This window comes from Maribacter antarcticus DSM 21422, assembly GCF_000621125.1.
GTDB classification, from domain to species: domain Bacteria; phylum Bacteroidota; class Bacteroidia; order Flavobacteriales; family Flavobacteriaceae; genus Maribacter; species Maribacter antarcticus.
The window spans coordinates 1-18,345 of sequence record NZ_JHZC01000027.1; the positions used below are offsets into that span (position 1 = coordinate 1).

The 18,345-nt window shown below is 29.9% G+C and carries 18 protein-coding genes; 5 read left to right on the forward strand and 13 right to left on the reverse strand.

Annotated features, from left to right (window positions below; translation table 11 throughout):
- The 10 genes from Q360_RS25910 to Q360_RS0116305 form a co-directional block, all read right to left on the reverse strand.
- On the reverse strand, window positions 1-504 hold a 504-nt coding region (locus Q360_RS25910; RefSeq protein ID WP_027077957.1), incomplete at its 3' end, for a Crp/Fnr family transcriptional regulator.
- A gap of 117 nt (window positions 505-621) precedes the next feature.
- On the reverse strand, window positions 622-1,065 hold the full coding sequence (locus Q360_RS0116265; protein ID WP_027078018.1) for a DUF2147 domain-containing protein: 444 nt from the start codon (window positions 1,063-1,065) through the stop codon (window positions 622-624).
- A 2-nt stretch (window positions 1,066-1,067) separates the two neighbouring features.
- Complete coding sequence (locus Q360_RS23695; protein WP_211251600.1) at window positions 1,068-2,087, reverse strand: NAD-dependent epimerase/dehydratase family protein; 1,020 nt, start codon at window positions 2,085-2,087, stop codon at window positions 1,068-1,070.
- 60 nt (window positions 2,088-2,147) lie between these two features.
- A complete protein-coding gene (locus Q360_RS0116275; RefSeq protein ID WP_027078019.1) occupies window positions 2,148-2,717 on the reverse strand; it encodes a Crp/Fnr family transcriptional regulator in 570 nt (189 codons plus the stop codon).
- A gap of 151 nt (window positions 2,718-2,868) precedes the next feature.
- On the reverse strand, window positions 2,869-3,570 hold the full coding sequence (locus tag Q360_RS0116280) for a hypothetical protein (protein ID WP_027078020.1): 702 nt from the start codon (window positions 3,568-3,570) through the stop codon (window positions 2,869-2,871).
- A 257-nt stretch (window positions 3,571-3,827) separates the two neighbouring features.
- The gene (locus tag Q360_RS0116285) at window positions 3,828-4,223 is read right to left on the reverse strand and encodes a hypothetical protein (RefSeq protein ID WP_027078021.1); all 396 of its coding nucleotides are present in this window, start codon (window positions 4,221-4,223) and stop codon (window positions 3,828-3,830) included.
- A gap of 247 nt (window positions 4,224-4,470) precedes the next feature.
- Entirely contained in the window at window positions 4,471-5,388 is a 918-nt protein-coding gene (locus Q360_RS23705) for an alpha/beta fold hydrolase (RefSeq protein ID WP_051554777.1), read from the reverse strand.
- Between the two features lie 61 nt (window positions 5,389-5,449).
- Entirely contained in the window at window positions 5,450-6,019 is a 570-nt protein-coding gene (locus Q360_RS0116295; RefSeq protein WP_245603279.1) for a Crp/Fnr family transcriptional regulator, read from the reverse strand.
- A gap of 194 nt (window positions 6,020-6,213) precedes the next feature.
- The gene (locus Q360_RS0116300; RefSeq protein WP_027078023.1) at window positions 6,214-7,107 is read right to left on the reverse strand and encodes a hypothetical protein; all 894 of its coding nucleotides are present in this window, start codon (window positions 7,105-7,107) and stop codon (window positions 6,214-6,216) included.
- Window positions 7,108-7,256: 149 nt separating this feature from the next.
- Window positions 7,257-8,207 (reverse strand): proline iminopeptidase-family hydrolase, encoded by a 951-nt coding sequence (locus tag Q360_RS0116305; protein WP_027078024.1) that lies wholly within the window; start codon window positions 8,205-8,207, stop codon window positions 7,257-7,259.
- A 416-nt stretch (window positions 8,208-8,623) separates the two neighbouring features.
- On the opposite strand from Q360_RS0116305, the gene Q360_RS0116315 reads away from it, so the two are divergent.
- The 5 genes from Q360_RS0116315 to Q360_RS0116335 all read left to right on the forward strand — a co-directional run bounded on the left by Q360_RS0116315 (window position 8,624) and on the right by Q360_RS0116335 (window position 13,332).
- Complete coding sequence (locus tag Q360_RS0116315) at window positions 8,624-9,109, forward strand: RNA polymerase sigma factor (protein ID WP_027078025.1); 486 nt, start codon at window positions 8,624-8,626, stop codon at window positions 9,107-9,109.
- 4 nt (window positions 9,110-9,113) lie between these two features.
- Window positions 9,114-9,722, forward strand: a complete 609-nt coding sequence (locus Q360_RS0116320; protein WP_027078026.1) for a hypothetical protein — start codon at window positions 9,114-9,116, stop codon at window positions 9,720-9,722.
- A 99-nt stretch (window positions 9,723-9,821) separates the two neighbouring features.
- Window positions 9,822-11,219 carry an alpha/beta hydrolase family protein gene (locus Q360_RS0116325; RefSeq protein ID WP_036196227.1) on the forward strand — a complete coding sequence of 466 codons (1,398 nt, stop codon included), beginning with the start codon at window positions 9,822-9,824 and terminating at the stop codon, window positions 11,217-11,219.
- Window positions 11,220-11,587: 368 nt separating this feature from the next.
- A complete protein-coding gene (locus Q360_RS0116330) occupies window positions 11,588-12,214 on the forward strand; it encodes a hypothetical protein (RefSeq protein WP_027078028.1) in 627 nt (208 codons plus the stop codon).
- Window positions 12,215-12,264: 50 nt separating this feature from the next.
- Window positions 12,265-13,332, forward strand: a complete 1,068-nt coding sequence (locus Q360_RS0116335; RefSeq protein WP_027078029.1) for an XRE family transcriptional regulator — start codon at window positions 12,265-12,267, stop codon at window positions 13,330-13,332.
- Between the two features lie 209 nt (window positions 13,333-13,541).
- Here the strand turns inward: Q360_RS0116335 and Q360_RS0116340 are convergent, their stop codons facing one another.
- The 3 genes from Q360_RS0116340 to Q360_RS0116350 form a co-directional block, all read right to left on the reverse strand.
- Entirely contained in the window at window positions 13,542-15,068 is a 1,527-nt protein-coding gene (locus tag Q360_RS0116340) for a reverse transcriptase domain-containing protein (RefSeq protein ID WP_036196224.1), read from the reverse strand.
- Between the two features lie 504 nt (window positions 15,069-15,572).
- A complete protein-coding gene (locus Q360_RS0116345; protein WP_027078031.1) occupies window positions 15,573-16,733 on the reverse strand; it encodes an alpha/beta hydrolase-fold protein in 1,161 nt (386 codons plus the stop codon).
- Between the two features lie 221 nt (window positions 16,734-16,954).
- Window positions 16,955-17,998, reverse strand: coding sequence for an MBL fold metallo-hydrolase (locus tag Q360_RS0116350; RefSeq protein ID WP_027078032.1), 1,044 nt, complete (start codon window positions 17,996-17,998; stop codon window positions 16,955-16,957).
- Between the last annotated feature and the right edge of the window lie 347 nt (window positions 17,999-18,345).

The following is an 18,345-nucleotide window of genomic DNA, read 5'->3' on the forward strand; positions in this document are numbered from 1 at the left end:
AACGCGTTGGAAGATTTCAGGCTTTTCTTTTAGTAAATTAGAGTATCTTTTTTCAGGTTTGTCAGAAGCTAAAGACATTGCAATATCTGTATTCCTCATTGCAACTTTCTCAGCAATTTTCCTGCCTAATTGTTCAAATTTCGAATTTTTTTGATAAAGTTCATATAACTTTTTCTTTGTTATTAGCAGTAAGCTAGAGTCTTCCAATGCTTGAAAGCATATTTGACTTTTTGAACCGGTATTAAAACTATTAAACTCAGTTATAAATGTGTTTTCAAAGGAAATATCACAAGTAATTTCATTTCCGTCCTTTAAATGAAAATGACGAATACTACCAGTTTGTATAAACCCGATAATATCGCAAACTTCTTTATCTTCTAAAAGAAATTCTTTTTTGTTAAGTGATTTCTTAGTGAAATAATTTTCAATTAAATCAATTTCAATTGAAGTGAAATCAACAATTTCTAGACAATATTTTTTTAAATTTTCGATAGTTTTTTTAATTACTTACAACGGTTTGTGTATGGTTAGTTGCGTGTTTTAAGCATTTAATTTAGTAAATAAAAACCGAATAGAAAATCCACGAGGGTTTTCGTAAATGGGCGAGAAGCAAGCAATAAATTATATACGGTGTTGTAAGCCGTTTTTATTCCTTTTTGTCCAATATTGGGTTCTTCCAAAGAGTGAAAATCCGATAAACCCTCTTACTTTCAGTTTGTTATTATCTATTAGTTCTAAATAGCAACTGTAAGTTTCTCCAGATTCAGGGTCTAATATTGCTCCTCCACTATATTCGTTGTCACTTTTCTTGATGTTCTCTATAATTACTAACCCAATTATTGGTTTGTCTTTTTTTTGTCCTTTACAATTTTCGCAAAGAGCATTGTTCTCTCCAATAAAATTTTCGATTATTTTGGCGAAATACAAATTATTTGTTTTGTAAATTTCAATGACTGCTTTTTTTTCTTTGGTTTTGTCGTCAAAAGTTTCCCATTGTCCAATAATAGTTTGTGCTTTAGCAGTTATGCTTAAAAGTATTATTGCTAATAAAAAAAGATGTTTCATAATTATTTATTTTCATTATTTTCTTGGTTCCAATCGTTTTTTAAATAGTTCATTGCCTCAATCAATGCTTGTTTTGATGATTTTGGATTAAAGTCTATTTCATCTCTCGATTTAGTTATGTCATAATCTTGTTTTAAGCCATAAAACATATCTAAATAATGTCTTTGTAATTGTGGCTCTTTTCCTGTTAATTTACTTGTAAATTCCATTAATCCTGCGACAGAATACAATAGGCATTTTGGGACTTTTTTAGGTGTTTTTAATTTCAATTCAGGAAAATTATCAGATGCTATTTTCACACTTTCTTGCATTGAAGTATGTTGTTCATTGGCTAAAATATAACGCTTTCCATTATTTCCTTTTTGCATAGCATTGTAAGAGCCCAATGCAACATCTTTTACATCTATCCAGTTAAGAGTTATGTTTGTGTCAACAGGAATTTCTCCATTAATTATTTGGTAAACTAAATTGTTAGAATAACTTAATTTATGAGCCTCACTACCAATCATTGCCGAAGGCAAAACTAAAACGGTTCTAATTCCATATTTTTCCCCTAATTCTAAAGCGAGTTTGTCTGAATCATTTTTAGAATTGTAATACCAATTTCTTCTATCTTTATTATAACCGTTAACAACATTTGCAGGAAGCTTTGTAAAATCTAAAGATGCTACTGAACTTACAAAGACAATGTTTTTAATCCCGCATTCATTGGCAATGTCAAATACATTTTGTGTTCCTTGTACATTATTATCATAAATTTCTACTTTTGGGTTTTTCGCCCACAAACTGAAATTTGCTCCAACAGCATATAAATTTGTAACGTTTTTAAAGGCTTTTTTAAGGGATTCTCTATCTGTAATATCTGCGTGAACGATTTCGCAGGCTAAACCATCAAATGGTTGTTTATTTTTTAAATTCCTAACAGATGCTCTTACTTTATGATTTTTGGAAAGTAACAACCTTACTAAGTTGTTTCCTAAATGTCCATTTGCTCCTGTAACTAATGATATCTCTTTGCTCATTATTATATTTTTTGTTTGAGCAAAGTTCAATAGTAATTAGAGATTTTAAAATAACATTTGTTAGAAAGTGATTTGTTTGCGAATACGGCTTAAAGATTGAGGTTCCATTCCTAAAAATGATGCAATATTTTCAATGGAAACATTTAAGGCTAAATTTGGGGCTTCTTTTATGAATTTTAAATAGCGCTCTTTAGCAGAAAGTGTTTGAAAATCTCTAACTCTTTCCATTTTACAATTTAAATGCTCATTGGTTATACTTTCAATTATCGTATTCCATTTAGTTGAATAGTTTCTTAAAAGGTCTAAATCTGGTTTAGAAATTTTTAGAAGTTTGCAATCGGTAACAGTTTCAAAATAATCTGGCGAAGGTGTTTCGTTCATAAAACTCCCAATAGATGTAAAAAAATTTTGTTCATCAACAAGATGTTCTATGATTAGTTTTCCATTAATATTTTGGTAACCTCTTACAATTCCACTACTTAAGAAATAAATGTATCGTTCTGTCTTTCCCGCCTCTAAAAGATTGGTTTGTGCTTCAATTTCTTCAACAAGAAAATGTTTTTCTATCAAATTTATTTCTTCTCGAGTTAAAGGAATTCTTGATTCTATATGTTTTACTAGATTTTTCATTGGTTGTAATGGCATAGAACGTGTTCGTGTATGATTTCGTTGCGTGTTTCTGCAACTAAATTAGTATACTAAAACGAACCAGAGGAAATTCCGAAGGAATTTCCAAGTAGGCTAGAACTAGCAATGAATTATACACGTTGTTGTGCTTTCGTTATTTTTTTAGTTCAATGTTAATAAGTTCAATTAATTCTTCTATTTCAGATACTTGTTCTTTGAAATCGCTACTTTTTTCTGTAATTAATTTCCAACTTATATTTGATTCTAACGATAAAAACCCTTTGGGTTGGTTAATTTCAGTATTTAAAAATTCTTTTATTTTTGGATGAGAACTTATTCTTTCCGATAAACTGTTACTCCCTATTGCAAGGAAATATTCTTTAAGGAATTCAGTTTGAATAAGGCTATTATTGTTAACTCTTTCTACCAACAAATCTTGTTTGCTTTTCAAGTCAAGCAATTTATTTCGAATTACTTTCGATAAAATTTTTATGTCACCTGATTTTTCAAGTGATTGAAATGTGCTTGAATTGAAACTGATGAGATTAGCGTTTAGGTTTACCTTCAAAATATTTTGAATCATTATTTCAACACTTAAATCTTTTTTCTTGAACGTTTCAAGGTATCTATTATACTCAGTCTTGAATGAATCTATTATTAAAATATTTTCTTCCAAATGCACTTTATCGTTATTTAAACCACCTATTAGTTGTTTGTAATAATCTTTTCTTATAGAATTAGTTTGATAATTTTCTTTATAGAGATTTAATTGAAGAGCAATCAAAATTCCAATTACAACTAATACAATTTCTCCAATAGCATACTTAAAATACTTTCCAGTTTTATTTTTCTCCATATGGTCGTATCGTATTTTTCTAAAGAATTTTATCATTGGTTAGCAGTTTGTCGTAATGAAGCACAACGCCTGAGCTGTACGCAGTGCGGGAGTAGAGCAGTACCCATCTTCCTTATTTTACACTTAGCTAAAGCAGTTTTTTTGTGTTTATTTTTTGCTTTAAATGCCAAATCAAACTGTTTTGGCGGACCTTCTAAAAATACGCAAACCTTAACGTTTAAAGCCTAAGCCCGTATTGTTTATAGGTTGTGTTGTGCTTAGGTTTTTTTTACACCTAATGAGTTTTCGTCAATCCATACAATTTCCCAGTTTTTGATTGGGTCAGTATCATAACTTTCTAGCGTTATTTTTTGTAATTCAGGGTCCAATCTAAAATATCCAATTATTTTTTTCGGGCGAATCTCATTTCCACATCGGCCTCTTCCTTTTCCCAAATTATGAGTTATATGATATTCTCCGTTTGTCAGAAACCTTATTGTAGTCCCTTTTTGACCAATATTAGAGCGTTTGTACACCGAAATATTAAATTCATCTTTTTTTATAATTCGTTCAGAAATCCAATATCCAACTAGGTCGGATTCAGAGATTTGATTTTCCTGACCAAAACTGAATGCAACAAAAAAGAAGGTGAAAAGGGTAATTAATTTTCTCATAGATTAATTTAAACAAGAATCGTTCCAACTTAATCACAACGTTTAGTATAAGAAACGCAGGGTAGTAAATAAACACTTTCGTTTCGGTTTATCACTTAGCTAAATATAAATATTTTGCTTTTATTTTTCTCTTAAATGCCAAATTTTATATTTGGCGGAACTTTCTAAATAAGCACAGACCTTGAATTTAGTACAAACGCCCTATGTTTTTTTATACAGTGTTGGCGGTAGTGAGTCTTTTTAATAGCTAATTGGCTTGATTAATAAAGCTAATGATTTCTTTAACCATAACTTCTGGTTGGTCTTCTTGTATATATGTTTTTGAATGAGGTATTAGGATTAATTTAGAATTAACAAATATGTTGTTTAGTTGCTGGCCTAATTCAATGGGGAATAGTTTTTTATCATCTTTACCCCACAATATTAAGACTTGAAATTTTTGTTTTTTTAATATTTCAGCTGCTTCTATAGTGTATTTAGGAGACCAAGTTTTAACGTTATCAGTAAAGTTTTTTCGTATAGTCATATTTTTGATAAACGTTTTAAGATATAATTCTGATATTTCATTTTTAGTTATGCTATCTGAAAGTAATCCCATCATCATATTTGATTTAAGCATACTTTTAATTTTGAATGTTCTACTTAACAAATATGTAAAGCCTGGTATTTTTACCGACTTAATTAAATACTTGAATTTTTTTGGTGGAAAAACTTCTTGAACTTCACAATTTGAAAACACTAATTTTTCAACTTTTTCAGGATATAACGAGGCAAATATTTGTGCATATGCACCACCAGTGTCGTTAGAAACAATAATTGCTTTTTCAATTTTTAAAAATTGTAGAAATTCTTTAATAAGTTTTGCTATGCCTATTGGAGATAAGTCAATACTATCATTTAAAGCTATTGAATGTCCACCAATTGGTAAGTCAATTGCGATACATCTATATTTATCACTTAAAGATGGAATTATTTTTCTCCAAGTATTTGCATTTGAAAGTGTACCGTGTAAAAATAAAATAGGAGTTCCTGTTCCTTTATCAATGTAAGTAATCCCGTCATAGATATCGGCTATTTTTCTTTGTGACACGTTTAAATTAGGTGTTTGAGATTGTATTGTCATAGTTGTAAGTTGGATTAAAAGTATAAATAATCCTTTTTTCATATTTATTTTAGATTAAAAACAAAATTCGGATTTTAAACACTTGAAAAAAAGGACAAATGTCTTATAATCCTTTTCTTATTCTTGACAAACTACGACTTGTTATACCTAGAAAAGAAGCAATATATTTAAGTTTTGCTTTTTTAATAATAGTTGGATTTTCTTTAAGTAATCTCAGGTATTTTTCTTTAGTCGAATCACTATTTAACATTGAGGCATATTGCTCTAAAAAGATATATTCTTTTTCTGCAAACAATTTTCCAATTTTTAGCCATTGGAAGCTTGTATCATATAATTTTTGCAAATTTTTATGATCAATAACTATTAATTGAGTCTTCTCAATTGCTTGAATAGAAAGATTAGACGGGCATTGTAAAATGAAACTTTTGTATGATGTTGAAAAATTATTTTCTGTCTCAAAGCAAAAAGTAATTTCTTCAGCTTTGTTATTGTAATAAAAACTTCTTAATAGACCTTCTTCTACAAATGCTATTTGTTTACAAATCATACCTTCTTTTACAAAATACTCATTTTTTTGTAATGTTTTTTTAGTGAAATATGGTAAAGCTTGTTCAAATTCAATATCTGAAATTGTTGTCGTTTCTCTTAAATATGTTTTAAGACTTTCTATCATTTATTAATTTATTTGCATTACCGCGAACGTCCCGGCTATGGTTAGTACGGGATTTAAAAGCGATTAATCTCCGATTAAGCACTTAGCCAAATCTTTTTATTTTGTTTTATCTTTTTTGTTCTAAAGCCAAATCAAAAGATTTGGCGGACTCTATAAAAACACACTAAAATTTGGGTTAAGCACCAAAACCCGTATTAATTATAGCCATTGTTGTGCAACGTAATTTTATGAGCACTTGTTGTTTTTCCTTCACTATCTTTTGCTTTACTTTCTTCTAAATAACCAAATTTTGAGAAATGAAATTCTGTGCTTTTTTCAATCTCTCCATTCTTAAAGTTCGTTACTATTTTCGACTTGATTTGTCGCTTGTTGTGATACTCAAATATTGTGATGGTTTTCATATCGAATATTTTTGAGTTGTAACTTCTGTATTTATTCTCAATCCGTTTTGGTTTATCGTATCGACCAATTTCAATTTTATAATTGGAAACTAATTCCTTTTCTATATTGTATTTTTTTATGCCAATTATTTTGTCCTTTTTATATTGATAAGAAACGGAATCTGTCTTTCCAGAATCATAACTGATAGATTTTACTATTCTATTATTTTCATAAAATATTAAATCCTGATTTGTGCCAAATTCATAAACATCAAAATCCGCAATTAATCGATGTTTTTTGTCGTAAAAGAATTTTGTTGTATCGATAGTTTTATCTTCTCCCCATTTCCAAATTTCAACAGTTTGTTTATTTTTTTTATTGTATTTAAAAATTGCAGTATCGCTTTTCACCGTCTTGTAACTATGTATTTCAATTTCGGTTAATTTATTGGGATATGTGGTTGTGATTTGTGCAATCGTATCTCCATTTCTGTCAAATTCATAATCGACTTTATGTCTGCCTTTTTTGTCAAAAATTTGAATTAATGAAGTATATGGTTTTCCACCAGTCGAGTCAATTAATCTTGTAGTTTCAAGATTATAATTTTTCAATTTTGGTTTGTCACGAGTCATATCCGTATCATAATATTCTTGCGAAAATGATAGGCTGGTCACAAAGATTAATAAGATGCTAAAAGTTTGTTTCATTATGTTGCACAACGTTTGGTATATGAAAAGTAGGGGATTTCGAAGTACGAAACTTTCGGTTAGGCACTGACTTTGATACGAAGCAAAAGTCTTGAATTTATCACTAACTCGCCTATTTTTTATATATATTGTTAGCAGTAGTGTTTATCTCATTCCTTAAATTCACTTAAAAAAGATTCGATAATATTCAACTCTATTTCTTCATTATCATTTAATGTTTGATGTCCAGCATTTTCAATAACTTTAAGTCTAGAATTTGGTGTCATTTCATTATATTCTTTAACGGTTGAAGGTGTTGCCGTATCATACTCGCCAGTTATATATAAGACAGGAACCTGAATCATTTTCAATATTTCCTTCCCGTCATAACCTTTCAATGTGCCATCAATTGAATATTCTTCAACACCGAACATATATTCATACACCATACTTTTCTTTGCATACCACGAAGAATCGGCCTTTATGATTGCTTCGGAATGCGGGCGTTTACGCGTATAGAATTCATCATAGAAATAATCGATGGCTTTGTTCAATGCTGTTGTATCTGGAATCGATTTGTTTATGTGATTTTCTATTGGAATTCTAATGGAATCGGGTAATTGAGCCACTAATTTATCAGAATCATTTTGCCACATATCTGAATCAATACAAGGGCTACCCAATATTAACGCTTCTATATTATCTGGGTATTTCTTGTAGTACTCTGTACCTAATGTCGTCCCCCAAGAATGACCGTAAATGATGACTTTCTCAATTTTCAGATGCTCAATTAACTTTCTGGTTTGGGCAACATGAGCATCAATTGTCATCAAGTTTGTATCAGTAAGAATATCAGAGCGACCGCAGCCTAATTGGTCGAATAGGATAACAGACCTATCATTGGCCAATTTTTTTAAAGGATTAAGATAATAACTTGGATAACCAGGACCACCGTGAAGAACAAGGATTGGTGTCTTATTCCCTGACCCAAATACTTCATACCAAATCTTTCCACCTTCCACTTCTAAAAATCCTTCTTCGGGTTTTAATAAATTAGAATTTTGACAACTGAAAAATTGAATAAAAATGATTCCAAGAATGAGTAAAGTTGGCAATTTCATATTATTGGTTATTTGGTGTTTCTACATTACTGCCAACGTCTCTGTATATGGCTCGTAGCGTGCAAATAAGCTGTTGCCATTCGGTCGAGTACAAACCAGTCTTTTAAATTTAGTTATATATACTTTTTCTTAAATATAACTAAATTTAAAAGACTGGCGACTTCGCAAATATGCCTTAACTTCCTTTAATTAAATACTTGCCTATGAGATATATATGTTGTTACCCACCGTTTTTTTAACGATGCCTTTCAGCTTTATGGAATTTACGCACTTCAGTTATTTTATTGTTCTGTAGTTGTAATATATTAATTTTTCTTCTCTCTTTCTCATTAAGAATGATTAGCCAACTAAAAAAAATGAAATATTTTGTGCTTTTTTTAAGTAAGTACATACTAATAGAGTATAGCGAATAATTTATGACACAAGAAAATCAGTTTGTAGAAGTAATTCAAGAGAATGAAGGCATCCTCTACAAAATGACAAGGTTATATGCCAATAATAAGGAAGACCAAAAAGACTTATACCAAGATATTGTATATCAGTTATGGAAATCATTTAACACATTTAGAGGTGATGCAAAGCTAAGTACTTGGATTTATCGCATCGCATTAAATACAGCTCTTTTATATCTAAAGAATAATAAAAGAAAAGGAAATAAAACGTCACTCGATGGAATAGTATTGATTAATGAAAATTACGACCCAGTTCTTGAAAAGCGTCTTAAAATATTATATGCTCACATTAGAAAACTGGGTGAGATTGATAAAGGAATTGTTTTTCTTTTTTTAGAGGGAAAAAAGCATGAAGAAATATCAGATATAACAGGTATGTCCACCAGTAATATTGGTACGCGTATGGTACGAATAAAAGGAAAATTAAACAAACAGATGACAAAAAAATAAAATTATGGAACTCGAAGAAATGCAAGCGACTTGGTCTCAGATGAGCGACCAACTGGATAATCAAAAAAAAATAACCAATAAATTAATTATGGAAATGACCAAAGAACGTTATAAAAATAAAATAGGTATACTGTCAAAGTATGAAGGAATAGGTGCTGTTATCTGTTTTATAACGGCGATTCTCCTAATTTCGCGGTTTTCTGAGTTGAATACTTGGTATTTATTGGTCTCTGGTATTTTTACTGTTTGTTATTTGATTGTACTTCCATTAATCGTGTTGCGCTCCATTAGAAGTATGAAAAGTATAGACTTAACCAATAATAATTATAAAGAAACCCTTATCGCTTATGCTAAAAAGAAAAGACAATTCCTACTAACACAAAAAGTTGGTAACTATCTTAATTTTATTCTTTTGGTTGTTAGTTTACCCGTTATCATTAAAGTATTTAAAGGAAAGGACATATTTGTTACAAACATCAATTTGGTTTACTGGTACATTCCTGTAATGGCAGTTTTTCTAATTTTATTTTCTATTTGGGGATATGGCAAATATAAAAACGTAACGGATTCCGCATCTCATATTCTAGAAGAGCTTGAAGATACATCTTCTTAAATAACAATCAAAGACCAATTTTATTAAAAATTCAATTACAATTTTATGCTGAAAAATTTCAGCAAGCAATACTCTATACTAATTTTAAAAATTAAAACTATGAAAACAAACATAATCACAATCTGCCTATTGTTTTTAACATTAACGGCACTTTCGCAGAATATAACAGGAATATGGAATGGTGCTATTGAAGTGGATAAAGACACAAAATTCAATTTTATATTTAACATTAAAGAAAATGGAAAAACATATCAAACCACCGTTGATATTCCAACACAAAGAGTAAATGGAATTAAAGCACTAAAGACATTAGTCACAGCTGATAGCTTAATAATAGACATTTCAAATGTGGGAATGAAATATAGTGGAAAGTTTAATACCAATCGTACGTTAATTAACGGTAAATTAGTTGAAGGCTTAAATTCCTTTTCCCTAAATCTCTCAAGGAATTCGGTGCTTGAAACACCAAAACTCAATAGACCTCAAGAGCCACTAAAACCCTATTCCTACATAGAAGAAAAAGTAAGTTTTGTAAATAAGGACGCCAATATAAAGCTGGCTGGTACATTTACACGTCCTAAAGAGAATAAAAAATATCCTGTTGCTATATTGATAAGCGGTAGTGGTCCGCAAGACAGAGACGAAACCATATCACAGCACAAACCCTTTCTGGTTCTGGCAGATTACCTTACTAAGCAAGGCATTGCCGTACTGCGCTATGATGATAGAGGGTTTGGTGCATCAACGGGCAATCATTCTAGAGCAACTACTTACGATTTTGCTTTAGATGTTATTAGTGCTATCGATTATTTAAGAACAAGGCACGATGTTGATGCAAATAAAATTGGTTTGATAGGACATAGTGAAGGTGGTATCATTGCGCCTTTAGTAGCCAATAAAGCTGACAATGTTGCTTTTATCATTTCTTTGGCAGGTACGGGAATTTCTGGAACAGAACTTTCAGTCATTCAGTCCAAAACGATGAGACCGTTCCCTGTACCTGATGAAGCAGTTTACGAAAAGGCAATTAGAGAAGCAATTAAAATAGCAAAACAGAATAAGGATATTTCTGTAATAAAACCAGAATTGATGGAACACTATAATGAGACTATAGCGCCCATACTTAAAAATCTTGGTGTGCCAGAAGTTAAAGTGAATGAAATTATTACAAGCTTGGTGGCTATGCGAACCAAAAAATGGGTTCGTTATTTTTATGACTATAATCCAGCCGATGAATACGAGAAAGTTAATTGTCCTGTTTTATCGTTAAATGGTAGCTTAGATACACAAGTAGAGGCAAAAATCAACCAAAATGGTTTACGCAATGCATTGACCAATGGTAAAAATAAAGATTTTGAAATAATCGAACTCGAAGGCTTTAATCATTTATTCCAAAAAGCAAAAACTGGTAAAATGGATGAATATCGTGATATTGAAGAAACGTTCTCTCCAAAAGTTCTCAATATAATTTCGGATTGGATTTTGAAACGTGTTTAAGGCGAAATGAACTATTTTTTATATTAGAATATCGGAATAAATCATAAGATAATTCGTGTTCGGGATGTTTTTTTAAATGGTGGGTAACGGTTGGTATAAGATTAGTTGCGTTGTTTTACTGACTAATTTAGCAAATACAAACCGAATAGAAAATCCTCGCGGATTTTCGTAAGTAGGCTTGCACTAGCAATTAATTTTATACGGTGTTGGCAACCGGTTTTCTTCGTTAATAACTTTCTACAACTTATTTTAAATAATATTACAACTATTCTTTAATTTTATATATTTGTAGTTGAAAAAAAACTCTGTTGACGCAGAGTTCTTTTTAAGTTCTTTGATTTAAGGTGTCACAAAAATCATAATTTCAAATGACAAATGTATTAACAAAAATTGATTCCACAATACGTAGTGGAAAAAGAAGGCAAGTTTCTCAGGATGAGTGCTTGCTAGACTTAAAAAAGGATTTACCTAGAATTTTCAAAGCTTTTAATAGAGGTGTTAAGAAATTTAATAAGGTTTCATCTATGTTTAATCCAGAATCAAAAGTTCGCTTTGATGCTTCTGTTTTAAACACTTCAATAGTTGAGAGTTTACAAGTTGAATTTTCTAATAATTGGAAATGGGGTAAATACAAAAGGTTTATTTTAAGGTTGAATGATTATATTTTCCTAGTGAAAAAATTGAACAACAATAATATGCCAATGAATATTAAAACAAAACATGTTAACACAATTTCTAATCAATTGAGTTTGCCAATGTTTAATAGTGAAGTCTATCAAGATGACCCAATATTATTTTTTGGCTACAAAGTTGATAGAATGGGGGAAATAGTATCTCCTCAAGTAGTGTACATTGATGAAAATCAAGTTAAATGGATTGTTACTGAAAATGATGTAACAAGTACAGAAACTTTATTTAAACCTAATACACAAAATAGTACTGTAAAAGTCTCTTTAAAAGAGCAATTAGTTAGAAGAAAAGCTTCTAATGAATAATTAATAATCGACACCTTAAATTTTAGAATAATTTTTAAAATTTTAAAACTATGAAATTTAACCACTCACAATTTGTATTTGCTAGAGAATATAGAGGAATAGGTCAAACTGATTTATCAAAAAAAGTTAAAGGTTTATCTCAGTCTAACTTGTCAAAATTTGAAAAAGGATTTGATGTTTTATCTGAGAATGTTATTTATGAACTAATTAGTTTTCTTGATTTTCCTGTGAAATTTTTCACTAAAATTATCAATAATGATATTGATATTGCTCATTACAGAAAAAAATCTAGCATAACTAAAGCTGTAAAAATACAATTAGAGTCAAATAATAAAATTATTGGTTATTTAGTAGACCAATTAAATGATTCCGTTGATTATCCTGATTTTTCTTTAAGACCATTAGACCCTGAAGAATATACACCAGAAGAAGTAGCTAAATTTACTAGAAAATTAATGGGTCTCGATAAGCGAGAACCTGTTATAAATATTTTTAATCATCTTGAAAGTAATGGTGTAGTTGTTATAGAATTTGATGATGTAACTGACAAATTTGATGGTGTATCATTTAAAACAGATAAGGGAAATCCAGTTATAGTTATTAATAGAAACTTCCCTAATGATAGAAAAAGATTCACTCTTGCTCATGAGTTAGGTCATATTTTAATGCATTGTGCAGGTGATTTTCCTAATCCAGCACATCGTGATGAAAAACAAAAAGAGAATGAAGCAAATCGTTTCGCCTCTGAATTTTTAATGCCTGCTTTTGGTATTCAAAATTCTTTAATTGGATTGAGTTTATATGACTTAGCTCCATTAAAAAAATATTGGCATACGTCAAAACAATCTATTATAAGAAGAGCAAAAGATTTACGTGGTATTCCTGATAATAGAGCCACTTATTTTATGATTGAGTTAAGTAGAATGGGTGAACGTAAAATGGAAAAAACACTTGTGGATATTGATAAGCCTGTCATATTTAGAAATGCTTATGAATTACATAAAAAAGAATTAAATTATTCTGATGAAGATTTGTCTAAAGCATTCTCTTTACCTTATGATATTCTTAAAAAGTATTTCAACTTTTCGGATAAATCTAAGCTTAGGGTTATCGTTTAGCCAAATGGTTGCCAACGGTTAGTATAAGAAACGTAGGGCAATAAATAAGCACTATCGTTTCAGTTTATTACTTAGCTAAATATAAATATTTTGCTTTTATCTTTTATTCTATAAATGCCAAATTTTATATTTAACGGACTTTGTAAATAAGCACAGACCTTTCGGTTTAGCAAAAACGCCCTATGTTTTTTATACATTGTTACCAATAGTTATTTTTTCAATTTCAAATGCAATATCTTCCAATGATTTCGCAGTTGTTTTTCAATTTTCATATCATTTGTAATAGAAGTCGATTTGTTGACATAAGTTAAATAATTTCCATAATTGTATGATTTTGTTGCATCAAACTGTGATTTATCTATAGAGCTTCTTACTCTTTTTAATATTCTTTTTCCGCCAATGCAAGTGAACTTTTTTTGAAGTCTAGATTTAAATAATTTCTTTTTTGTTTTTGGGTTTGAAGTGTTTCTTGCGTAATAAATTGAACGATTAACACTTCTGGTCATTTTTCCATAATAAGCAGAAATACTACTATTCTTAATTGTAATATTTTCTCCATCAAACTGAAAACCTAAATACTCTAAATTTCTATTTATTGTTGAATGGTTTTTAAATTCTTGATAACAGACTAATTTACTATTGTTATTTACAAAATGAAATATTTGTGTTTTCTTTTTCTGAATTTCAAGTTCGCAAATTGTCTTAATAGCCTTTGTAAGTTTGTCAATAATTACATTTTTATATTTAACATCACAAACGACAACCATATCATCTGAATACCTACTATATATACCATCTAAATCAGATATTTCTTTGCACATTTTTATGTCAAAATCGAGCATATAAATATTAGCTAAAGTTGCACTTATAGGAGAACCTTGAGGAATTCCTACTTTTCTATCAGTTTTGATTCCGTTATTATAAATGTATTTGTTAGATTTAATTAAACCAGCTTTCCGGACGGCATATAAATCGTTTTTTTTATTGCAAAAAGAAATTACACGTTGGCTTTTAGAATATTTTAGATTCTTAATATTTTTTTTCTTGTATTCTTTCGTTAAACGAGAACTATCTGTATATCTCTCAATTATTAATTCACCATTTAAGTGGGTAAACAACTCACTTTCATTAATGTATGAAAATTTGGTGATATTCTTATAAACTTGATAGTGATGTTTAGGTAATGTGCTTTTGTTTATTACTTTACACCATTTTTCCTTTAGTTTTTTATGATTTAGATTATCAAAAAAACCTTTTATGTCAAAAGCTATTACAACTTGGTTTTTGTTAGTTTTTGACTTTTGTTTGATGTAATCAAAAATATCATTTGCAAAATCAATATTACATTTCCCACTTTTACTATTGGGTTCTTTAGGTATTTTTCTGTAAGCAGTAACAGAATTTGATATATTCTCCTTTTTGAGTATAATATCGTAATTTTTAGTTAGAAGGTGCGAGTAGTAAGAATAAATTAAAGAATCTATATGTGTTGCATAATATAAATCTCTAGGTTTTATACTTTTCTTTCTCAATCCGTTATTTTGAATTATACCATCTTTGTATTCTTTTCGATATTTTTTAGTTTTTTTTATTCTATGAATAAATGGAGCAAATGAATGTGTAGAAATGAAACTTTCGTTAGTGATTTTAGCAATAATATCTTTATAGCCTTTAGGGCTAATTTGATTGCCTAAATGCGGATATCTTTTAAGTTTAAACCATTCTTCTTTTGCCATTAATAATTTATATAAAAAAATAATAGGGATAAGCGGAAAACGTCTTTAATGAGTTAATATATGAAACCCAACGACAACCTTTTGGTTGCCTTCCCTCACGTTTAGCACGCGTATAATTATTGTATCTTTAACTTTAAATAACTTAATATCTGAAATGAAAGCATTACCAACAATTCTAGGTTTATATCAGCTTATGGCTGACTCCTTATATGTTTCAGTAGAAATTAATCTTCTGACTTGCATATATGGTATCCCTAATCCAAAGACTCTAAAATAGTCTTGCAGTATTCTAAGGGTTCCACCAAATTTCACTCGACTACTTATCCCATATTATTTTCATTCTGTTTGTTTTTTTAATTATTGGTAACGTGTTCGTGTATGATTAGTTGCTGTAAGCACTAAGATAGCAAAAAGAAACAGCGTATAGGAAATTCGATAGAATTTCCGTGGTAATCATTAAACACTCTCCAAGCAATGAATTATACACGGTGTTACCAATTGTATTTATTCGCTCTTACTTAAGCTTTCTATCTTTAATCTGGCATGTTCGCTCTTGGGATTAAGTTCAAGTGCTTTTTTATAGTTTTCGATTGCTTTTTTCTTATTCCCTGAAACTTCATAAGTCTCTCCTAAGCTATCATAAGCATTAAATGAATTAGAGAAGTTTTCTGTATTCAATATAAAGAATTCTAATGCTTTGGATTTATCATTTTCGTTTCTACTCCTTAGCATTCTATAACCTATTCGATTCACGAGTCGTTCAGGTGGTTTAAAATTCCATGAAAGTCGTTGAGAAATTGATTGGAAATGTTCAATTAGCTGCGCCTTAGTGTCCACATCTCTGAAAGAAATTCCGTAATTTTTAAAAATCTCAGAAATTCCATTATAAAAAGCAATAGGTGGAACAGAGCCATGATTTTCATTCTCGAAATATTCTAGTTTCGCATAAAACTTTCCTTCACATTTACTATTTAATGCTTCGTACAATCGTAGATGACGATCTCGGTTTCTAATATTTCTTTTTCCCCAGTTAGCTGTTGCGAAGTAAATAAACCTCTCAAAAGAATTAACTGTTACGGAATCTAACTTTTCATCCATGGTTTTGGCATCCCATGTTCCAAAACTTGGGTCAACGCTAATGAATGAATTAAAAAGAGTTTTCTCTTTCATATAAGCATGAGTAGCAAGTAATCCACCCAAAGAATGACCATATAGAATTCGATAAGGTTCTGTTCTATATTTTCGATCCAGTTCAGGTATAAGCTCATCTTCCAGAAAGCTTAGAAATTTTTTTCCTCCTCCTGTATTATTCTCTCTTACTGTGATGATTTTGTCTGGCGTGAAGTCTCTTCTTCTATCAATGTTTTGCACAGCTATAACAATCATTTCTGGGATTTTTCCATTTCCACTCATATAGCTTACCATACCAGTTATAGACTTAAAATGAGTATTTCCATCAAGTACAATAAGAACAGGATACTTTTTATAGGATTCTTCACCGTTATTGTACGATTCAGGTAAGTTAATCCAATATTCTCTTTCTTCATTCAAGATATTAGAATGTAGTATATGTTTTGTGCCGATTACAATTTGTTCAACGTTTTGTGACTTTACCTGATTGAACCCAAATAGAAAAAACAATGCTACAATTATACTTTTACTCATTCTGTTGATTTTATATGATTGGTAACGTCTCGGCTATGGTTAGTACGGGATTTCAGAGGACTGAACTTTCGGACTTTCACTTAGCCAAATTTTTAATTTTATCTTTATTTCAATAGACACGCAAAATTGAAAATTTTGCGGACTTTATTCAATGCACTTCACTTTGGGTTAAGCACCAAAACCCTTATTAACTATAGCCATTGTTAGGCAATCGTATTTTTTCAAAGCCAAATTCGATAAGTTTTTATATAGTTTTTATCAAATTCAGTGAGTTTTTTTAATTTAATATTAGAGTCGCTAAATTTCCTTAAAATTATTCCTGATGGATGTCCGTAGGAATTATAATATCCTGACATTACAATGCCCTTTTTTATAAACCATTCATTAATTGGTCTACACAAATTTTTATGACTTCCGTGATGTGGAATGTGAAAATGAAAAGGATGGTGTTTAAAATCAGAAAAATGATTTGTATAGTCTTTTATTCTTTTTTCGTCACTAAGTAAGATGTCGCCATTCATTATTGAAATAGGATAATCTTTGTTTCCGTGAAAAAAAAATCTATGATTATTCATTGGAGCGGAAATCATAGACATTGTAGTTAAATTAACATCTTTGCTTAATGTTTTGTATGCATCAATTAATTCTTTTTTATTTTTCGAGTAATCCTTGATGGTTAGTGTTTTATCAATAATCTCTTTTTGCTCTTTTGTCCTTTTGTCAGTTTTAAAAACACGTTTATCAATATAGAATCGAAGAATCCAAATTAAATCCTTATCAAATTTTATAACAGGAATATTTGTGTTTTGAGAAATTTCAGATGGCAATTTTAAAGAGTCATTTAATTCATTTGGTTCGCCCTCAGGATTTATTCTAATAATATTTGGGTCTTCAGAATTATTAGTTCCTTTAAAATATGAATCTGGGTCTAACAATAAGTCTTCAATTGTGTTTTTAGTTCCTAAATAAAAAGCAACATCCAATGCATCTATTTTGGGAATGATTACATTTTTAATCGTAAAATGCTTTTTTAATTTTTCAATTCCGTTTATATGGTCAGTATGAAAATGGCTAATCACAAGAAAATCTATAACATCCAGTCCAGATTGTTCTATTTCTTTCTCTAATCGGTTTTTATTTGGAGATTTCCCATTTTCAGAACCACAATCATAAACAATAGTTTTCACTTCCTTTCCAAAAAATATTTTTTCCGAGTAAAAGCAACCTTGTCCAATAGAGTAAAAAGTCTTTTTAATATTTATCATTCTCATTTTTGGTTATATGTTGCCTAACGCCAAAGCTATTAGTAGTGCGGGAGCAGAGCAGTACTCATCTTCCTTACTTTACACGTAGCTAAAGCAGTTTTTTGTGTTTATTTTTTGCTTTAAATGTCAAATCAAACTGTTTTGGCGTACCTCCTAAAAATACGCAAACCTTTTGATATTGACCAAGCCCCGCATTACGTATAGGTCTTGTTAACGGTTTTATGTAACCCGAACCCAGCTCCAAAAGACAATTTTATACTGCTATTCCCGTAGATTTTGCCGCTTTTTACATCCTGTGACAATCCTAAGTAGACATAAAAAAAACTTGAATACTTATAGAACCTTTG

Coding starts and splice junctions, on each gene's coding strand:
- Q360_RS0116315 (WP_027078025.1), top strand. CDS start 8,624: ATGACACAAGAAAATCAGTTTGTAGAAGTAATTCAAGAGAATGAAGGC.
- Q360_RS0116325 (WP_036196227.1), top strand. CDS start 9,822: ATGAAAACAAACATAATCACAATCTGCCTATTGTTTTTAACATTAACG.
- Q360_RS0116305 (WP_027078024.1), bottom strand. CDS start 8,207: ATGAAATTGCCAACTTTACTCATTCTTGGAATCATTTTTATTCAATTT.
- Q360_RS0116300 (WP_027078023.1), bottom strand. CDS start 7,107: ATGAAACAAACTTTTAGCATCTTATTAATCTTTGTGACCAGCCTATCA.
- Q360_RS0116280 (WP_027078020.1), bottom strand. CDS start 3,570: ATGGAGAAAAATAAAACTGGAAAGTATTTTAAGTATGCTATTGGAGAA.
- Q360_RS0116320 (WP_027078026.1), top strand. CDS start 9,114: ATGGAACTCGAAGAAATGCAAGCGACTTGGTCTCAGATGAGCGACCAA.
- Q360_RS0116265 (WP_027078018.1), bottom strand. CDS start 1,065: ATGAAACATCTTTTTTTATTAGCAATAATACTTTTAAGCATAACTGCT.
- Q360_RS23695 (WP_211251600.1), bottom strand. CDS start 2,087: ATGAGCAAAGAGATATCATTAGTTACAGGAGCAAATGGACATTTAGGA.
- Q360_RS0116275 (WP_027078019.1), bottom strand. CDS start 2,717: ATGAAAAATCTAGTAAAACATATAGAATCAAGAATTCCTTTAACTCGA.
- Q360_RS0116295 (WP_245603279.1), bottom strand. CDS start 6,019: ATGATAGAAAGTCTTAAAACATATTTAAGAGAAACGACAACAATTTCA.
- Q360_RS23705 (WP_051554777.1), bottom strand. CDS start 5,388: ATGAAAAAAGGATTATTTATACTTTTAATCCAACTTACAACTATGACA.
- Q360_RS0116350 (WP_027078032.1), bottom strand. CDS start 17,998: ATGATAAATATTAAAAAGACTTTTTACTCTATTGGACAAGGTTGCTTT.
- Q360_RS0116285 (WP_027078021.1), bottom strand. CDS start 4,223: ATGAGAAAATTAATTACCCTTTTCACCTTCTTTTTTGTTGCATTCAGT.
- Q360_RS0116340 (WP_036196224.1), bottom strand. CDS start 15,068: ATGGCAAAAGAAGAATGGTTTAAACTTAAAAGATATCCGCATTTAGGC.
- Q360_RS0116335 (WP_027078029.1), top strand. CDS start 12,265: ATGAAATTTAACCACTCACAATTTGTATTTGCTAGAGAATATAGAGGA.
- Q360_RS0116330 (WP_027078028.1), top strand. CDS start 11,588: ATGACAAATGTATTAACAAAAATTGATTCCACAATACGTAGTGGAAAA.
- Q360_RS0116345 (WP_027078031.1), bottom strand. CDS start 16,733: ATGAGTAAAAGTATAATTGTAGCATTGTTTTTTCTATTTGGGTTCAAT.